This window comes from Ruminococcus sp. AF20-12LB (assembly GCF_003478985.1).
GTDB lineage: Bacteria > Bacillota > Clostridia > Lachnospirales > Lachnospiraceae > Blautia_A.
Map to the genome: position 1 here is coordinate 125,778 of NZ_QUGH01000003.1, position 17,538 is coordinate 143,315.

At 45.8% G+C, this 17,538-nt stretch carries 16 protein-coding genes; 3 read left to right on the forward strand and 13 right to left on the reverse strand.

The window, feature by feature from the left end:
* Positions 1-86 precede the first annotated feature (86 nt).
* From DWX61_RS04950 to DWX61_RS04965, 4 genes are all read right to left on the reverse strand, one after another.
* Positions 87-1,289 (reverse strand): MFS transporter, encoded by a 1,203-nt coding sequence (locus DWX61_RS04950; RefSeq protein WP_118624131.1) that lies wholly within the window; start codon positions 1,287-1,289, stop codon positions 87-89.
* Between the two features lie 5 nt (positions 1,290-1,294).
* The gene (gene aroE, locus DWX61_RS04955) at positions 1,295-2,176 is read right to left on the reverse strand and encodes a shikimate dehydrogenase (protein ID WP_118513068.1); all 882 of its coding nucleotides are present in this window, start codon (positions 2,174-2,176) and stop codon (positions 1,295-1,297) included.
* A gap of 114 nt (positions 2,177-2,290) precedes the next feature.
* Complete coding sequence (locus tag DWX61_RS04960; protein WP_118624133.1) at positions 2,291-4,216, reverse strand: FAD-dependent oxidoreductase; 1,926 nt, start codon at positions 4,214-4,216, stop codon at positions 2,291-2,293.
* 111 nt (positions 4,217-4,327) lie between these two features.
* Positions 4,328-5,167, reverse strand: coding sequence for a sugar phosphate isomerase/epimerase family protein (locus DWX61_RS04965; protein ID WP_118513066.1), 840 nt, complete (start codon positions 5,165-5,167; stop codon positions 4,328-4,330).
* Between the two features lie 286 nt (positions 5,168-5,453).
* On the opposite strand from DWX61_RS04965, the gene DWX61_RS04970 reads away from it, so the two are divergent.
* Entirely contained in the window at positions 5,454-6,362 is a 909-nt protein-coding gene (locus tag DWX61_RS04970) for a LysR family transcriptional regulator (RefSeq protein WP_021652297.1), read from the forward strand.
* Between the two features lie 141 nt (positions 6,363-6,503).
* Here DWX61_RS04970 and DWX61_RS04975 read toward each other — a convergent pair whose 3' ends face one another.
* The 6 genes from DWX61_RS04975 to DWX61_RS05000 form a co-directional block, all read right to left on the reverse strand.
* Positions 6,504-7,292, reverse strand: coding sequence for a shikimate kinase (locus DWX61_RS04975; RefSeq protein WP_118624135.1), 789 nt, complete (start codon positions 7,290-7,292; stop codon positions 6,504-6,506).
* Between the two features lie 271 nt (positions 7,293-7,563).
* Positions 7,564-8,463: a LysR family transcriptional regulator gene (locus DWX61_RS04980; protein WP_015527022.1), complete on the reverse strand. Its 900-nt coding sequence runs from the start codon at positions 8,461-8,463 to the stop codon at positions 7,564-7,566.
* A 78-nt stretch (positions 8,464-8,541) separates the two neighbouring features.
* A complete protein-coding gene (locus DWX61_RS04985) occupies positions 8,542-9,213 on the reverse strand; it encodes a YkgJ family cysteine cluster protein (RefSeq protein ID WP_118513064.1) in 672 nt (223 codons plus the stop codon).
* Positions 9,213-9,593: a DUF6483 family protein gene (locus tag DWX61_RS04990; protein ID WP_118513131.1), complete on the reverse strand. Its 381-nt coding sequence runs from the start codon at positions 9,591-9,593 to the stop codon at positions 9,213-9,215. The genes DWX61_RS04985 and DWX61_RS04990 overlap by 1 nt, the downstream gene beginning before the upstream one ends.
* A gap of 114 nt (positions 9,594-9,707) precedes the next feature.
* Positions 9,708-11,903: a DNA topoisomerase III gene (locus DWX61_RS04995; protein WP_118624137.1), complete on the reverse strand. Its 2,196-nt coding sequence runs from the start codon at positions 11,901-11,903 to the stop codon at positions 9,708-9,710.
* A 153-nt stretch (positions 11,904-12,056) separates the two neighbouring features.
* Positions 12,057-12,731, reverse strand: coding sequence for a response regulator transcription factor (locus tag DWX61_RS05000; RefSeq protein WP_021652293.1), 675 nt, complete (start codon positions 12,729-12,731; stop codon positions 12,057-12,059).
* A gap of 179 nt (positions 12,732-12,910) precedes the next feature.
* Between DWX61_RS05000 and DWX61_RS05005 the strand changes: the two genes are divergently transcribed.
* A complete protein-coding gene (locus tag DWX61_RS05005) occupies positions 12,911-13,843 on the forward strand; it encodes a diacylglycerol/lipid kinase family protein (protein ID WP_118513063.1) in 933 nt (310 codons plus the stop codon).
* Between the two features lie 73 nt (positions 13,844-13,916).
* Positions 13,917-14,606 (forward strand): phosphatase PAP2 family protein, encoded by a 690-nt coding sequence (locus DWX61_RS05010; RefSeq protein WP_118513062.1) that lies wholly within the window; start codon positions 13,917-13,919, stop codon positions 14,604-14,606.
* A 25-nt stretch (positions 14,607-14,631) separates the two neighbouring features.
* Here the strand turns inward: DWX61_RS05010 and DWX61_RS05015 are convergent, their stop codons facing one another.
* The 3 genes from DWX61_RS05015 to sfsA are packed head-to-tail and all read right to left on the reverse strand — an operon-like array spanning position 14,632 to position 17,393.
* Positions 14,632-15,648 carry a glycosyltransferase family 2 protein gene (locus DWX61_RS05015; protein ID WP_118608576.1) on the reverse strand — a complete coding sequence of 339 codons (1,017 nt, stop codon included), beginning with the start codon at positions 15,646-15,648 and terminating at the stop codon, positions 14,632-14,634.
* Positions 15,645-16,700, reverse strand: coding sequence for an A/G-specific adenine glycosylase (gene mutY / locus DWX61_RS19180; RefSeq protein WP_118624139.1), 1,056 nt, complete (start codon positions 16,698-16,700; stop codon positions 15,645-15,647). The genes DWX61_RS05015 and mutY overlap by 4 nt, the downstream gene beginning before the upstream one ends.
* 12 nt (positions 16,701-16,712) lie before the next feature.
* Positions 16,713-17,393 carry a DNA/RNA nuclease SfsA gene (gene sfsA, locus DWX61_RS19185; RefSeq protein WP_118624141.1) on the reverse strand — a complete coding sequence of 227 codons (681 nt, stop codon included), beginning with the start codon at positions 17,391-17,393 and terminating at the stop codon, positions 16,713-16,715.
* Positions 17,394-17,538: the final 145 nt, after the last annotated feature.

Genomic DNA, 17,538 nt, shown 5'->3' on the forward strand with positions numbered 1-17,538 from the left:
GGGAATTGTTCCCGAATTGGAACTTTGCCTTGCTCCGATTCAGCCATTTTCATCCAAATCGCAACAGTTATTCACGTCTTTTCTTCTCAGGCTTCTTTTCCACGGTTCATCTTAACGAACAGTGCAAGAAGGATTCCTATGAATGTCACTGCCATGTTGAGAAGCAGGATCATTCTCGGAGCACTGGTTCCGGCAGTCTTTGTAATGTAGCCGGCCAGTGTCAGAATGGTGTAGTTCGCAACGCTGGATGCGATCATGACCATGGATGTTGCAGTTCCCTTGTTTTCCGGGAAGAATTCCGCAGTTGTGGAAACAGCCAGCTGAAGCACACCGCCTGCGCCTGCAAAACCGATCACAAATCCACCGATGAGGCAGATGGTCGGATTCTGGATAAAGTAGCACAGTCCCAGCATGATGAAAGAGATCAGCGGATAAATGATCAGGATATTGATCTCCTTCAGTCCTTTTTTGATAAATACAGAGGAACACAGGATCGCTGCAAAAGTTCCTACTGCATAGAAGGACTGAATCTTGGCCGGATCACTTAAGTTATAAAGCTTTCCAAGCTCCTGGTTACAGTTCAGCCACAGCATAAATGTGGAGGAACTTGTAAATCCAATGAGAATAGCTGCAAAAGCGGCCGGTGTGATCTTGATCTTTGCCTTTTCTTTTTTTGCTCCGGCACCTGCTGCATTTCTCTCCGGAAATGGCAGGAACAGGATCAGGATACCATCAATAAAGATTGCAACGCCTGCAACGATAAAGATGGTTCTGTAAGACATATTCGCTGCTGCTACAAATCCGATCAGGAAAGGAAGCAGGAACTGGCTGATACACATGGAGAATTTTGTAAACAGGTTCGCTACAGAAGGATTGTTTACATAGATTTCCATACATGTAGGGCTTACGCAGGTATCCAGGAAGGAGTTTGCGATACCGCCTACGATAGCAAATGCATATGCGATTCCCATAGATGGCGCAAATGCGATTCCTATAAAGTATGCTGTATAACAGATCACGCCGATAATTCCGCTTAATCTGCGTCCGAATTTATCAGACAGAGGACCGGAAAACGGAAGGGAGATCAGTCTTCCAAGTCCCAATGCAGCGATTACAGATACTACCATGCTGACATCCATAGTTCCGTCACTTAAGGCCTTGGCTCCCCAGTGAGCTGCAAACTCCGGTTTGTACTGACCCATGATGGAAGCACCGATTCCGTGAATGAAATATGTAAAGTACAGCGCAATAGAAGTAATTACTAAATTTTTCTTACCTGTCTGGCTCATTTTTCTTATTTCCCTTCGTTCTCAGCCTGGAATTTCTGGTACTCAGCTGTCGGCATCTCAAGACCTGTATAAAGCTTGTAAGATGCTGCACCCTGCCACAGAAGCATTCCTTTTCCGCCTACTGCAAGTTTTACGCCTGCCTCTTTTGCCTCTTTTACCATTCTTGTTTCTGCCGGATTGTATACGCAGTCAGCAACAACAAGATCTTTATGGAACATGGATTTGTCAACAAGAGTAAGGTCGTCATGTGGTTTCATACCTGCAAGTGTTCCGTTTGCAAGGATATCAGCGTTTGCGATCTCTTCTCTCAGTTTGTCCTGATCGTCAAGGCAGTATACATTTACTTTGCAGTCCGGTACTTCTTTTGCAAGTTTCTCAGCTGTTCCTTTTGCTCTTTCAAGGAATGGATCATTAGGGTTGAAGATTGCGATGGAAGCAGCTCCGTCAAGGGCACACTGTACAGTAAGAGCTGTTGCAGCTCCGCCTGCTCCCAGAACTACCATCTTTTTGCCTTTTACATCAACGCCATGCTCTTTTAAATTGCGGACAAAACCGATACCGTCTGTGATATGTCCTACAAGCTTTCCATCCTCGTTAACGATGGTATTTACAGCACCGATGATCTTTGCTGCCGGTGAAAGCTCGTCTACACACTGAGCTACTTTGTTCTTACAAGGCATGGTTACATTGCAGCCTCTCATTTTGAACAGACGCATTGCGTCAAGAGCTGCCGGAACCTGGTCCTCTTTGATATCGAATGCCATGTAAGCATAGTCCAGGTTATGGTACTGGAAGCTGAAATTGTACATAGCCGGGGATCCGGAATGTCCCACAGGGCTTCCGATCAGTGCAAGTAAACCTGTTGTTCCTTTAATTCTCTGTTCCATTTCTTTTTACCTCCTGCATTTTCCCCTGGCAGACACCGGATATATCTTCTCTGGTGTCTGCCGGGTCATCTTTTTAATTTTTATACCGTCCGATTTATTGGATAAATTGGCAGATCAGATCCTGGAAGCTACCTCATAAGCCTCTTTTGTTGCATCCAGAGCACGTCTTGCACGGATAGCATCTCCGATCACATGTGTCTCAGGCACAAGATCTTTGATCTTCTCTTCCAGAGGATTGTAGTTGCGGAATCCCATGGAAAGGATCACAGAATCATATCCTCTTGACTCGTGACGTACTCCGTCAGCGGTCTCATATTCTACACCGTCTTCATAGAATTTGCATACCTTTGCGCCGGTGATCTCTTTGATTCCGTAGTCTTCGAAATCTTTCATCAGATATACTCTGTGCTCATGGATCACGTCTGCACCTACAGTATCACGGAACTCGATAACAGTTACATCATGCTCCTGCTCGCCTAAGAATGCAGCTGTCTCGCATCCAACCATTCCACCGCCGACAACGAGAACCTTTTTGCCTGCTGCTCTCTTGCCATCCAGAAGGTCAGAGCCGTGGATGATAGCCGGATTGTCGATTCCCTCGATCGGAAGGATCAAAGTCTTGGAACCGGTTGCGATGATCACGCTGTCCGGCTTCTCTTCTTTGATAAGCTCCGGAGTTACCTCACAGTTCATCACGATCTTAACGCCATCCTTCTGACAGCGATGGATGTAGCTGCGGATCATGTTCGTGATGTCACCTTTTCCTGGCGGATATGCGGCAAGTCTCATGTTCCCGCCGAGAATATCCCCTGCCTCATAAAGTGTTACCTCATGGCCTCTCTCCTTTGCGATAAATGCGGCAGAAAGTCCTGCAACACCACCACCGATAACCATAACCTTCTTCGGCTCCTCAGCTTTCTCAAGCGGCTCTGCCTCATGACCCAGGAACGGGTTTGTCAGACAGCATACCGGATTTCCTGCATACATGTTTGCAACGCAGCCCTGAAGACAGGCGATACAAGGAGTCATATCCTCAAGACGCTCTTCCTGTGCTTTCTTCGGCATAGCCGGATCTGCAAGGCTCTGACGCCCGAATGCCACAAGGTCAGCTCTTCCTTCTTTTACCATCAGCTCTGCGAACTGTGGCTCTGTATAACGTCCAACTGTGATCACCGGGATATTTACCGCACGTTTGATCTCTTCAACCTCTGCTGCGGAAAATCCACCGTGGATAACGGTCGGTGCCCACATAAACTCATCCTTGATATGAACAGCACGGGATACATGAAGTCCGTCCAGTCCACAGCTTTCCAGATATGCTGCGATCGCTGCACTGTCGTGGACATCAAGTCCGCCCGGAACCTCGTCTGCACAGTTGATTCTTGCAAGAACTGCAATTTTTCCCTGTGTTGCTTTTTTAACTTCCTCAATGATCAGACGGGAGAAACGCATACGGTTTTCAAAACATCCGCCAAACTCATCCACTCTTTTGTTTGTTCTCGGAGAAAGGAAGGTACTTACCAGATAACCGTGTGCCATATGGATTTCAACAGCATCTGCTCCTGCTTCCATTGCTCTTCTTGCTGCCTCACCGTAGCCTTTGATCAGCTCGTAAACTTCCTCAGTTGTAAGCTGCTTCGGAATATCACGTCCGCATACAGACGGAATGCTGGTTGCTGCTGTGATCGGTGCTCCTGCGTTCTTTGCATTTCCCTCAGGACCTGCGTTCTGAAGCTGGATGGACACCTTTGCTCCTTCTGCATGACATCCGTCGATGACCTTGCGGAAGCTTTCGATCGTAGTGTCGTCATAAAGACATGGTTTACGCGGGCCGCCCTTTGCGCCTTTGTGAACTACAGTAGCCTCGATGGTGATCAGACCAAATCCGCCTTTTGCTCTTTCTCTGTAATATGCAGCGGACTGCTCACTCATTGTTCCGTCTGTGTTTGCAAAGTTGTTTCCCATTGGCGGAACAACAAAACGGTTCTTTACTGTCATAGGACCGATCTCGATCGGCTGAAACATCGCATTGAATTTCATATGCGTTCTCCTTTCCTTTGAAACAATCTTTTTTTCTCTCACGGGAACGCCCTGTCACCGGTATGACGTCGGAAACAGGGGTTCGTCTGAAATATTAGTTTCTTATATTAATTACAGTACTTCCGGCCAAGCCTCTTCCAGTACCTTCTTTGTGTTCTCATATGTATGTTTTGCAGCATACTCGATACCTTTTTCAAGGTTTGCATCGCTGATAACCTCTACGCCGATGGCATTTGGCTTAATGCCTTTTTCTTTGATCATTTTTACGAACGGCACAGTTGTTCCGATTCCTGTTCCAGGAGCAAGACGGTCATGCATGGACTCATCTCTTAAGATCGTTGTTGCATATGGTCTTTCCCATACATCGTTGATCTGGATGGATACGATCTTGTCTGCCGGGATTCCCTCAAGTACGGAAAGCTCGATCGGCTGGTTTGCTCTTACCCAGTGCCATGTATCAAGGATCAATTTTGCATTCTCGCAGTCAGCAGCTTTTACAACAGCCCAGCCCTTTTTCACATCCGGGATTCCGCTGTATGGCATTGGCTCAACACCGATGATGTATTTGCCTGCTCTGTGGCAAAGCTCACGAAGCTTCTGCGCTGTGTACTCTACGGAATAGTTCTCCATCAGTCCGCAGTTGATCTGTTTTACGTTAAATAATTCACACATATGGAAGCAAAGCTGTTCTTTGTATTTCTGCTCATAGGAGCGATGCTCCTCTGCCCACTGCACGATGTACTCAACCTCTGTTACCTTCATGTCATATTTATCCAGGATCGCCAGGATATCCTCGTCGAAAAGTCCCTCATTCAGGGCATCTACGTAGGTTTCTGCTCTCAGACCGATTCCCTCATAGCCAGCCTCTTTGGCAGCTTTTACACGGTCCTCAAATTTACACTGATCTCCAAGTGTCCAGGAACTGATTGTGATTGGAAATTCTTTTGACATGATAATTCCTCCTGAAAATATAAATAATTTTATTTGTTTTTTTTAAATTATTTTGTATCTTTTTTCTATAAGCATTATATAACTTTGTTAAATACAAAACAAATTGATTGTACCAGGAGAATTCATAGATTTTATCAATATATCATGTTATACTATATAAAACATATTCAGCCGTATTGCCGCCGTCACAGCATACGGCCCGGCAAATCTCTTATGTCTGTCAGACTTACCGGGGATCTGTCCGAAGCAAAACATTCAGATAAACTTACGAAAGGAGTATTGAAAAATGAATCTGTATCATCTTCGCTATTTCGTGACACTGGCTCATCTGGAACATTATACAAAAGCTGCGGATGTTCTGGCCATCACACAGCCCAGCCTAAGTCACGCGATCTCTTCTCTGGAGGAAGAGCTTGGAGTGAAATTATTTGAAAAAAACGGACGGAATGTTTCTCTCACCAAATATGGCAAGTCTTTTCTGGAGGATGTGGAACAAACCCTGAACCGGCTGGATTCCTCTGTAAACGGTCTCCAGCTTGCAGGAAAGGGAGAAGGACAGATCGATGTGGCTTTTCTCAGAACTCTGGGTGTTGACTTTATGCCAAAGATCATCCGCAGCTTTCTTAATGCCAATAAGGGAAAACAGATTCATTTCAATCTGTTCTGTGATAAGGTGCTTACCGGCGATATCCTCACCGGACTGAAAGAGAAGAAATACGATATCGGCTTCTGTTCCAAATTTGACGACGAACCACTGATCGAATTTATTCCGGTTGCCAAGCAGGATCTGGTCGTCATCGTTCCGCCGGAACATCCTCTTGCTGAGAAATCCGAGATCCATCTGGAGGAAACGCTTCCATACAAGCAGATCATCTTCAAGAAGAGAAGCGGTCTCCGCCAGATCATTGACCAGTTGTTTAAGAGCATCGGCCAATACCCGGATGTGGCTTTTGAGATCGATGAGGATCAGGTTGCCGCAGGGTTTGTTGCCAATGATTTCGGCATCTGCATTGCACCGGATATCCCTATCCTTCACTCTCTGAACCTTAAGATCCTGCCTCTTGTCTCTCCAAGCTGGCAGCGGAATTTCTACATGGCCATGCTGAAGGATGTGTACCATCCGCCGGTTGTGGAGGCCTTTAAGAAATTTGTGATCGAGGAAACCTCGAGGGAGATTTTCTATAAGACCAATTAAACGATCTGTTCATCTGCAAATATATGGTCCGGATCTTTTATAACCTAAAGGACAGCTGCCCGATCTCCGTTCTGTTTCTGTACGGTTTATCGGACAGCTGTCCTTTTTATATGTAAAACTATTCTGTTTTATGATCAGCAGTTATTTATTTGACTCTGCCTCACGAAGTCTGTGGATCATCTCCTCGCAGATCTCAAGCTCACTCTTTCCGTCTGTCTCAACAACTATATCTGCTGCTGCCTCATATTTCGCGCGACGTTTTTCCAACAGATCAGCGATAAATGAAACATTTTTATTGTTCTCAAGTAACGGACGGTCATGATTATCCTTTACACGTTCCAGGATAGTTTCCGGCTTTGCAGTCAGAAGTACAACACGGCCATTTTTTTTCATCTCAGCAACATTGCGGTCCCGCATCGGAACACCACCGCCACAGGATACCACAACATTAGATCTGGACTGCATCTCGATCAGAAGATTTGTCTCGAGCTCACGGAAATACTCTTCACCGTAGGTCTCAAAGATATCGGAAATACTCATTTCCTGTCTCTCCACGATACACTGATCCATCTCCACAACATCCATAGCAAGAACATTCTTCAGATAATCAGAGATCGTAGATTTACCAGCTCCCATAAATCCGATCAGGAAGATATTATAATTGAAAAGATTTCTGGACTGTATTCTCTTACTGTTCTGGATGATACTTGCAAAAACATCATTGACCTCTTTCTTATGACGTCTGCCTTCCATTCTGGCTTCCAGCCATCCCTTCTGCTTCGCCTCCTGTTCCGGCTGAAGTACCGGAAGATCATTTGCTTCCTTGTATACCATGATGTCCTCTACGATCCTGTTTCTCATAAGGAGTGCGTCCAGTATGATCTCATCGCACTGTCCAAGGCTCTCTCTTAATACTTCTAACTGATTCATAATGTCTCCTTTACTTCGTTCATTTTATCACGGATTTCCGTCATTACTTTATCACTTTAAACCAAGTATCTATTCTTATTATACCAACTGGTCATTTTTATCTCAACCCAAACTTTCATTGAATTTACGCATGTGATCTATAGATTATTTTTATAATTTAACACACGGCAAGGATATCTGACGCAGGTATTCACGCCAGGATCTGTATCAAAAAAATCTCCGCCCTATTACAGAGGCAGAGATTTTTTACAGAAATTTTATCACCTGGATTCTACTGTATCACTTCATAAATCCGGTAATGCTTGTATATATAATCCCGGAACTGCTCCACAAGCGCACTTGGATACCGGTTTTTCATCATTCCCATATATATATATCGACGGCAGTGAAGATTCTCGATATTTAAGATTTTCACAGGAAGTGTATGGATCACCGGTACATCCGGCACAATGCCAACACCAAATTCCTCCGCCACCATACCTGCCAGTGCACCATCCTCTTCTACCTCAAAGGCCGTCTCCGGTGAAAGTCCTTCTTTTTCGAAAAGCTCCCGGATCACAAAATACAATCCGCTTGCAGGGGTAAAGGTCACCTGCGGATACTGCCCCAGTTCTTTTATGGTCACTGAATTTCTGTCTGCAAGAGCATGGTTCTCAGGCACTACAGCCACCAGCTTTTCTTCTGACACCGGCACAAAGCTGATCTCCTTCTCTCCCTCTGCCCTGGAACAGAAGATCACGTCGAATTTCTCTTCCTTCAGACCACGGATCAGACTTCCGGTAGCTGCATTCTGAAAACGGAAATCAATCTTCTTCCCTTCCTGTTCATTAAGGAATCCTCGAACAAGCTCCGGGATAAATCTTCGTCCCTGGGTATGGATATACCCGATGGAAATACTTCCTCCCGGAATCCTTGCCGCTTCCTGTATCCTCTCCACACCAAGATTCAGTATATGTAAGGAGTCCTGCACATACTTCAGAAACATTTCCCCGTATTTGGTCATGGTCACATTTCTTCCATGGCGCTCAAAAAGGGGAACCTGCAGTTCCTTCTCAAGGTTGGAGATCGCATGACTCAGACTTGGCTGCGTAATATCCAGCCTCTTGGCTGCTCTGGTATAATTTTCGATCTGGGCAAGAGTCACAAAATATGTAAGCTGATTTAAGTTCATATGTAAAAAATCCTTTCTTCCCTCCGCATGAGAGACTTTCAGGCAGGTAAGCTCAGCTAACTCGCTGCCTGGTCTGTTTCACACCCCAAGACTCAGGAGCTCTTTTCCATCCGCAAGTCTCTCATAAAACTGCTCATAAAAATCCCGCTTCTCATCATAAGGCTTCCTGTAAAACTGGTTCACCACATACATGTTCAGATTTCGAATCAGATCACTGTCCTCGCTCTCATAGAGAACCGCCTGGACATCCAGAAGAAAATAATGCCAGTCACAGACAAATTTTTCGTAATTTCGAAAATCCGGAGTATCTACCCATTTCCGGACCTTGATCTTACTGCGGCTGGTCTTTTTGCACTCGTGGATCTGAAGGATGTATTTAAAACCACCGTCCTCATAGTATCTTCCCAGTGGGAACAAACGGCAGAAGCCCGGACGGAAGCTGTGGATGGAGCATCTTCCGCTGCCATTCAGAAATACGCATCGTTCCTCTGCCCCTGTCATCCTAAGATGCGGCAGGATATTTCCGTCTGTGACGCCAAGCTCTATTTTTCCGGCAAGAAGCTGGTCCACACTTAAATGAAGTCCCTGGCTTAACCGCCATACATCCAGCGGATCCAGTACAACAGAATCTCCCATTCCCGTACAGCAGTCAAAACAGCCCTTACAGTCCTGACAGTCTGCCTTTACCATGTCATTTGCCTCATATAAACGGCCGTCGGAAATTTCCTCCAGGGTAACCTCCCGCCGCATCAGACAAGTGCCTCCAGTCCTGTGACTCCCCAGTCCTCAGCCAGGCTTTTCAACCCGTCCAGGATCTCCTCCCTGGAATAATCGTGATCATCCAGGTAATCTACGTCCATATCATTAAGATACAGATAAAAGGTAAGGGCAAGCTCCAGATAATCCGGATCATCGTCCTCCATATTCATAAGCAGCTCATTTTCCGCTCCGTTGATGTCACCCTCATCAGCAAGTCCGATAACCTTCTTAAAAAGCCGGTCTGCCTCTGTATAATCTGCCTCTGCTGCGGGAAGGGTATACTGCGGCATATCTCCCTTAAGAAGAAGTCTTGTGATCAGTCTTGCGATATCCTGAATATTTCCTGACATTCTATCATCCTGTAATCCCATATCGTTTTCCTCTCTTTCTGCTGTCCTGTTCTGCCAGACACATTTCTCCGACCGACGTATCTGCATCCGGTCTTCCTCTCATCCGAACCCCGGATATTCGGACAGACAATTTATTTAATCCAGTTTAATTCCTGACAAAGCCTGTGCAAATGCATTGTTCACCGGCTCATTGGCCTCTTTCTGCTGTTTCTTAAGATAACGCTGCACATCACGCTTATTTACTCCTGCACCCTCTTTGGCTCGTCTTGCCTGGAAGGATGAAAGCTTTTCTTTATAGCCACACTGACATACAAAGGTCTCTTCCTTTCCCTTCAGAAGCATCTCCATACGCTTATGGCATTTCGGACAGCGCGCATTGGTGGCTCTGGATACTGTCTCTCTGTATCCGCATTCCCGGTCCTCACACACCAGCATTTTTGCATTCTTTCCATTGACTGCCAGGAGATGTTTGCCGCAGTTAGGGCATTTCTTGTTTGTCATATTGTCATGGCGGAAGGTTCCCTGTCCGCTTTTGATCTCATTTACGATCTCGCAGGCATATTCACGGATTCCTGTGAGGAACTTATCCTGACGGAGCTTTCCGTTTGCAATATCACTGAGCTTCATCTCCCAGTCTGCGGTAAGCTCCGGCTTTTTCAGTTCTTCCGGAACCAGCTCCAGAAGCTGTTTCGCCTTGGAGGTAATATAGATCTCATTGCCTCTTTTTTCCATCATAAAGCTGTTGAAAAGCTTTTCAATAATATCGGCTCTTGTGGCCACCGTTCCAAGACCTCCGGTTTCGCCCAGTGTTTTCACTGCTTTTTTGTCATGGCTTTCCATAAAGTGGATCGGATTCTCCATGGCTCCCAGCAGCGTGGCCTCTGTAAATCTTGCAGGAGGTTTTGTTTTGCCTGCTGTAAGAGCAGCGCCTTCCACAGTAAGTATCTGACCTTCCGTAAGCTCCGGAAGCTTCTGGTCTTTCAGCTTATCACCGGATTCCTCTTCTTCATCATCCTGCCAGCCGCCTTCATAAACTTCTCTCCACCCTGCACTTTTTACAATACGTCCGCTTGCAGCGAAAGTTTCTCCTGCTGCAGTTCCTTCCATGTTTACCTGCTCATATACAGCCGGCGGATACAACACACTCAGAAAACGGCGTACTACCATATCGTAAATCTTCCGTTCCTCATTGGTCATATGATCCAGCTGTACAAACTGTTCTGTAGGAATGATGGCATGATGGTCACTGACTTTTTTGTCATCCACAAAGCCTGCACTGGTCTGGATCGGTTTATTGGCCAGCGCACCGGCAAGTTTCCGATAAGGGCCGGTTCCACAAGCCTGAAGACGTTCTTTAATGGTAGGAACTACATCTTTTCCTATATATCTGGAATCCGTTCTTGGGTAGGTAAGGACTTTGTGATTCTCATAGAGCCTCTGCATGATATTCAGAGTTTCCTTTGCAGAAAAGCCGTATTTCTGATTGGCTTCTCTCTGAAGAGTGGTCAGGTCATAAAGCCCCGGTGCATAGGTTTTCTTCGGCTTTCTGGAAACCTTTGTTATAGTAAGGCTGCTTTTTCCTGCCTTTGTCTGTATCTCCTGGGCACGCTCCTTCTTAAAGGTACGGAGGCTTCCGCTTTTTCCGTCACGCCAGGTCCAGCGTACATTTCCTGCCTGCAGAGTGATCCCGTAATAATCCTCCGGCTTAAATTCCCTGATCTCCTGCTCTCTTCTTGCGATCATGGCAAGGGTGGGAGTCTGCACACGTCCGCAGGAAAGCTGGGCATTATATTTACAGGTCAGTGCTCTGGTCCCGTTCATTCCCACCAGCCAGTCCGCCTCCGCCCTGGCCTGTGCCGCACGGTAAAGATCATCATAATCATGGCCGTTTTTAAGGTGGGCAAAGCCGTCGCGGATCGCTTTGTCCGTTACTGATGAGATCCACAGACGCTTAATAGGTTTATGGCAGTCTGCCTTTGCAAGGATCCACCTTGCTACCAGTTCTCCCTCACGTCCGGCATCTGTGGCAATGATGATCTCTCCGATATCCTTCCTGTAAAGCTGGGTTTTCACCGCATTGTACTGCTTGGAGGTCTGGCGTATCACCACCAGTTTCATTTTCTCCGGCATCATGGGGAGCGTGGAAAGCTCCCATTTGGTATATTTTTTATCGTATTCTTCCGGATCTGCCAGTGTTACCAGATGTCCCAGGGCCCAGGTCACTACATAGTCTTTTCCTTCCAGGGTTCCGTTCCCCTTCTGACTGCAGTGGAGGACTCTGGCAATGTCTCTGGCAACTGATGGCTTCTCCGCAATTACTAATGATTTCATATTTTTTTCTTTCACCTCTTACTATTTGGAGCCTGTTTTTCAGAGCTCCGGGGTTCAACTATTATAGCATGAAAAAAGCACTTCGTCCAGAAAAGGGCCGAAGCCTTTTTCCGTCGAAATGCTCTTTAATTTCATATTACTCTCAGCAGCTGTTCATGCACATTTTCCGCTGATCTTATAGCCCACTCCACGAACTGTTTCCACCAGATCTCCTGCCGGGCCAAGCTTCTGGCGAAGGGTACGGATATGTACATCTACGGTTCTGCTTTCTCCGTCGAATTCATATCCCCAGATCTGATTTAAAAGCTGTGTCCTGGAAAGAACCGTACCACTGTTTTTCAGAAGGAGACAAAGCATCTCGTATTCTTTCAGTGTCAGATTCACAGGCTCCTGATCAACAGTTACCTCATGTCTTCCCGGACATACATAAAGATTTTCCATACGATACTCCTCTGCGCCATTGTCCTCTGATCTCCGAAGAAGGGCACGTACCCTGGAGATCAGCTCCATCATACGAAATGGCTTCGGAATATAATCATCTGCACCGCTGTCCAGACCTACCACGGTATCAAACTCGCTTCCTTTTGCAGTAAGCATGATCACCGGAAGTTTCCGTACATCCGGACGGATACGGATTTTTTTTAAAATAGACAGTCCGTCTTCCTCCGGAAGCATAATGTCCAGAAGCACCAGTGAAGGCAGTTCTTTTTCCAGCGCTTTCCAGAAAAGTGACGGCCTTTCAAAACCCTGTGCCTCCAGTCCCTGACTGTTTAATGTATATACAACAAGTTCACGGATACTTTCATCATCTTCCACAAGATATATCATAATTTTCCTCCAGCTTCATTTTTCATCTGATACGTGCAAGTATAAGGTGCATTCGTAAAATCCAGCATAGAAAAAAGGTTAAGTTTATGTAAAATATAGAAATCCTTAAGAAATTTTAATTTGTAAAAGCCAAACGTCAATGTTATGATAAAGCAGAGAGTTGTTTGGAGGTTTTTATTATGTATTCTTTTATTGTGAATCCCAATTCAAGATCCGGTGAGGGGCGTAATGTCTGGAACCGGCTTCGCAGCATCATGGAAAGTCAGGGGATCTCATATCAGTATTTTCTCACAGAATATGTGGGACACGCCACAGTACTGGCACAGAGGATCAGTGCCGCCGGAACACCGGAGGATCCGGTAACTCTGGTAACTGTAGGTGGTGACGGCACTATTTACGAAGTACTTACCGGGATCATTGATCTGTCTTCGGTTGTTTTTGGATTTATTCCGGTCGGATCCGGCAACGATTTCTGCCGCAGTATGGGCCTGCCCTTTGATCCTTTTGAAGCGCTTCGCTCTATCCTTGAAAACAGACGGACCATTTCCATGGATGTTCCTGTGCTACATCTTGGCAGCCATTCCTACCGTTTCGGCATCAGTGCAGGAATAGGCTACGATGCAGCAATCTGTCAGGAAGTTCTGATCACACCTGGCAAAAAATTTCTCAACCGTCTCCATATGGGTAAACTCATTTACCTTATGGTGGCACTGAAACAATTTCTTTTCCTCACCCCGTCCCCGATCACGTTAACGCTTGACGGGAACAAGCCACAAACCTTCAGCAGGACCTGGTTTGCGGCTGTAATGAACCAGAAATATGAAGGCGGAGGCTTTAAATTCTGTCCGAACGCCAGTCCGGAGGATGGTTTACTGGATGTGATCGTTATTGAAGGAATCTCCAAGCTGAAAATGCTGTTCTGCCTGCCGAGCGCTCTCTGGGGAAAACATACCCGCATTCGAGGTGTACATATTTTACAGTGCAGGAACGTACATATTACAAGTGCCCATTCCCTTCCTGTGCATAAAGACGGAGAATCCGGCGGAATCCAGCGTGAATTTTCTGTGACCATTGAAAAGAAACCTTTAAAAATCATAATGCCTGTGTTATAGTAGCAGGTAGATACTTAACAAAAAAGAAGCTTAAGGCTGACATCAGCCATACCTCAAGAAAAGGAGCGGCAAAATGTTGAGTAAGATAAAAAAATACAGGCACGGTTTTATCATAGCGATCTATTTCGTTGCCTATCTTATCCTGTTTGGATATCTGGAGCACCGGCCTGTACGAGCCTACCATGTTGTACATACTGTTTTTGATGATATGATCCCGTTCTGCGAGATTTTTATTATTCCGTACCTTTTGTGGTTTCCATATGTGATAATGACGGTTGTGTATTTCCTGTTTCGCAATAAGAATAAAAAGGAATATTTCCAGCTGATCTTCAACCTGATGATGGGAATGACGGTTTTCCTTGTTGTTTCCTACATCTATCCGAACGTTCAGCATCTCCGTCCTGCAGTATTTCCCAGAAGCAACATCTTTACACGACTGGTGGCTGAGATCTATCGGACAGATACTCCCACCAATATCCTGCCAAGTATCCATGTATTTAATTCCCTGGCTGTTTATTTTGCCATTCATCACTGCCAGGCACTAAAAGACAGGAAATGGCTCCGGCGAGGAGCTCTGATCCTTTCAGTTCTGATCATCCTGTCCACCATGTTTATCAAGCAGCATTCTGTGATCGATGTATGCCTTGGTACCACACTGGCACTGTTCGGCCATCTCCTGTTCTATCCACAGAGAGTGGATGACTACGAGGAACAGCGCTCCCTATCCCGTATGCGTAAGAAGAAGCCGGAACAGAATTTATAAAAAAAAGCCCCGTTGGGGGCTTTTTTTAATTAAATCCATAAAACTTCTGACAGATCTTATATGCTGCCACAAACATCTTTCTTCCACCTCTTCCGGGAAGATTGGACACTCTTCCGAAGAGACTTCTCCGAAGCTTCCGATACAGTCCCATATTCTGGTCCTTGATGTAATCCTGCAGCTCCTGTTTTTTATCCAGGCATTCCTGCGTTGCAGCTCTTACCAGCATGATCGAAGAAACGGTTGTGATGATATCCAGATAGCTGAACATATAAGCACGAAGTCTGCGGTTGCTCACATTAGCCTTCAGATAAGCGTCCACCATCAGTTTGTTTACACGGATCTGCTGATCGATACGCTTGATCATCACTTTCTCATTGACAGACTGATCATCTCTTCCAATAAAATACCGATAGAAATTCACATCCAGATAATAGAGATTTTTCACATAGGGAAGCGGCTCAAACGCAAACAGGTTATCTACGTAGAACGTATGCTTCGGAAGCTCCATTCCACAGTCATGGAGAAGTTTTGTACGGTATATCATGGAATGCATAAGGAGATACTGGCCTTTTTTCATGTGGCGTACCTCATCCCATCCGAAAATCTGGTTTGTCGGAAAACAGTGTCTGTACTGCATGACCTTTTTGCGGGTAGCTCCCTGCTTCTCATAAACGAAATTACTGATGAGAAGATCCACAGTCTCAGCCCCACGTGTCAGTTCATAAAGTGTTTTCAGGACCTCATAATAGGCGTCCTGATTTACCCAGTCATCACTGTCCACAACCTTGAAATAAAGTCCTGTTGCGTTTTTGATTCCTGTGTTGACTGCCTGTCCATGGCCGCCATTTTCCTGATGTATGACTTTTACAATAGTTGGATATTTCTCGGCATAATCGTCTGCGATCTCGGCAGTACGGTCACTGGAGCCATCATCTACAATGATGATCTCCACTTCCTCTCCTGCGATCAGCAGGGAATTGATGCATTTTGACATATAAGCCTCTGAATTATAGCATGGTATTGCTACGCTCAAAAGTTTCATGTGTTTTCCTCCTTCATATATCTGGTGTATGCGCGAAACGCAGATGGTATTGCATATTTTTTATCGGATTCACTCTTATCCACAAACAGAAACTCCCCTTGCGGTGCTTCTTCCAGAGAGGATACAGCGATGCGATAAGCACACATCCTCCATTCAATATGGGAAAAAATGTGCTTCGCATCTGGCAGTGCTTCGATCCGCAGTGGTTCCAGCCCCATGGCTTTTACCCGGGCAAGTGCTGCATTCTCCGTCAGATGGCCTTCCACATTTGGAAGCTCATAAAGGCCTGCCAGAAGTCCTGTATCCGGACGTTTACGGATTGCTGTGCCTGCTCCGTCCTGGATCACAAGGACTGTTCTCTGTTCTGTCGTTCGGGATTTTTTTTGTGCTTTTACGGGAAGTTCTTCTACAGTGCCATGCTTTCTGGCAAGGCAGAAATGCCCCAGCGGACATTCTTCGCACTTTGCTTTTCCGTTTGGAACACAGACTACAGCTCCCAGCTCCATCATAGCCTGGTTGAAATCCCCGGGTCTGTCCTCTGACATCTGCTCTGTAAGGTCATTTTCCACCGATTTCCGTACAGACTGTTTCATGATATCTCCACGGTTTTCGGTAAGTCTTGCGTATACCCGCAACACATTTCCATCTACTGCAGGGACTTTTTTTCCGTAGGCAATGGACGCAATGGCACCTGCCGTATATCTTCCTATTCCTTTTAACGAGAGAAGTGTCTCAAAATCCTCAGGGATTCTGCCTCCATATTCTTCCATGACATGAACAGCCGCTTTCTGCATGTTGCGGACACGGCTGTAATAGCCAAGGCCTTCCCACAGCTTGATGATCTTCTCTTCCGGCGCCGCCGCAAGGGCTGCTACATCCGGAAGTTCCCGGATAAAGCGCTGAAAATAAGGTTTCACAGCTTCCACCCGGGTCTGCTGGAGCATGATCTCAGATACCCAGGTATAATAGGCATTGTCTTTATCTCTCCAGGGCAGGATCCTTTTGTTTTTATCGTACCATTTCAGAAGGGGTTCTGCAATGTTTTCAGGCATATCGTTTCCTTTCTATAATCTTACCGGTATCGGATCACAGATCTTTATGGAATCTTCCGTGACGGCACAGTCATAGGCCAGGATGTGGACACCGGCATCTGCTGCCGCCTTAAGTGTTTCTCCGAATTCCGGATGTGTCTCCCAGTTTGGTTCAAAATACCTTACATCCTTCATCTGGATCACCAGAAGAAGATAAGCCTCATAGCCGTCAGCTGCTGCATGCATAAGCTCACAGAGATGCTTGATCCCCCGTTCTGTAGGTGCGTCCGGAAAGCGCACGATATTATTTTCTTCCAGGGTGACGCCTTTTACCTCGATAAAAGCCTTTCGCTTCCCGGATTCCACATACAGGTCAAAACGGGAGTTTCCATACGTCTTTTCTCTCCTGACAGTCACTTTCTCCGGAAAAAGATTTCCGGCTGCCACCCACTCTTCTGCTGCTTTATTTGGGGCCTGGGAATCCATATTGATCCAGCGGCCCTCCTTGTTCACACTGATCAGATCGTATTTCGTTTTCCTGGCAGGATTGTCACTCTTTTCCAGGATCACTTCTGCTTCCGGAACAAGAAGCTCCCGGCATCTGCCCGTATTCTTCACATGGACCGTTTCCAGCTGATCCCCGATCTGCACATGAGCGATAAAACGGTTAGGTCTGTCTTTGAATATACCTCTGATCGTATTCTTATAATTCATAGTTTTTCCCTCGTAACCTTTACTATAACATAAAATCTTCAAAAGCGCAGTTGCTTTTTTTTCTTTTCTCATATAGAATTGTTTTGATGTTACTGAGAATTGAATGAACAGTAACTTGTTTTTGTACTATGTCCGGTACAAAGGG

Bases quoted from the DNA above. Each gene is read 5' to 3' on its own strand.
- DWX61_RS05015 (WP_118608576.1), bottom strand. From the start codon at position 15,648: ATGAAACTTTTGAGCGTAGCAATACCATGCTATAATTCAGAGGCTTAT.
- DWX61_RS04965 (WP_118513066.1), bottom strand. From the start codon at position 5,167: ATGTCAAAAGAATTTCCAATCACAATCAGTTCCTGGACACTTGGAGAT.
- mutY (WP_118624139.1), bottom strand. From the start codon at position 16,700: ATGCCTGAAAACATTGCAGAACCCCTTCTGAAATGGTACGATAAAAAC.
- sfsA (WP_118624141.1), bottom strand. From the start codon at position 17,393: ATGAATTATAAGAATACGATCAGAGGTATATTCAAAGACAGACCTAAC.
- DWX61_RS04960 (WP_118624133.1), bottom strand. From the start codon at position 4,216: ATGAAATTCAATGCGATGTTTCAGCCGATCGAGATCGGTCCTATGACA.
- DWX61_RS05000 (WP_021652293.1), bottom strand. From the start codon at position 12,731: ATGATATATCTTGTGGAAGATGATGAAAGTATCCGTGAACTTGTTGTA.
- DWX61_RS04975 (WP_118624135.1), bottom strand. From the start codon at position 7,292: ATGAATCAGTTAGAAGTATTAAGAGAGAGCCTTGGACAGTGCGATGAG.
- DWX61_RS05010 (WP_118513062.1), top strand. From the start codon at position 13,917: ATGTTGAGTAAGATAAAAAAATACAGGCACGGTTTTATCATAGCGATC.
- DWX61_RS04970 (WP_021652297.1), top strand. From the start codon at position 5,454: ATGAATCTGTATCATCTTCGCTATTTCGTGACACTGGCTCATCTGGAA.
- DWX61_RS04995 (WP_118624137.1), bottom strand. From the start codon at position 11,903: ATGAAATCATTAGTAATTGCGGAGAAGCCATCAGTTGCCAGAGACATT.
- DWX61_RS04985 (WP_118513064.1), bottom strand. From the start codon at position 9,213: ATGCGGCGGGAGGTTACCCTGGAGGAAATTTCCGACGGCCGTTTATAT.
- DWX61_RS04990 (WP_118513131.1), bottom strand. From the start codon at position 9,593: ATGGGATTACAGGATGATAGAATGTCAGGAAATATTCAGGATATCGCA.
- DWX61_RS05005 (WP_118513063.1), top strand. From the start codon at position 12,911: ATGTATTCTTTTATTGTGAATCCCAATTCAAGATCCGGTGAGGGGCGT.
- DWX61_RS04980 (WP_015527022.1), bottom strand. From the start codon at position 8,463: ATGAACTTAAATCAGCTTACATATTTTGTGACTCTTGCCCAGATCGAA.
- DWX61_RS04950 (WP_118624131.1), bottom strand. From the start codon at position 1,289: ATGAGCCAGACAGGTAAGAAAAATTTAGTAATTACTTCTATTGCGCTG.
- aroE (WP_118513068.1), bottom strand. From the start codon at position 2,176: ATGGAACAGAGAATTAAAGGAACAACAGGTTTACTTGCACTGATCGGA.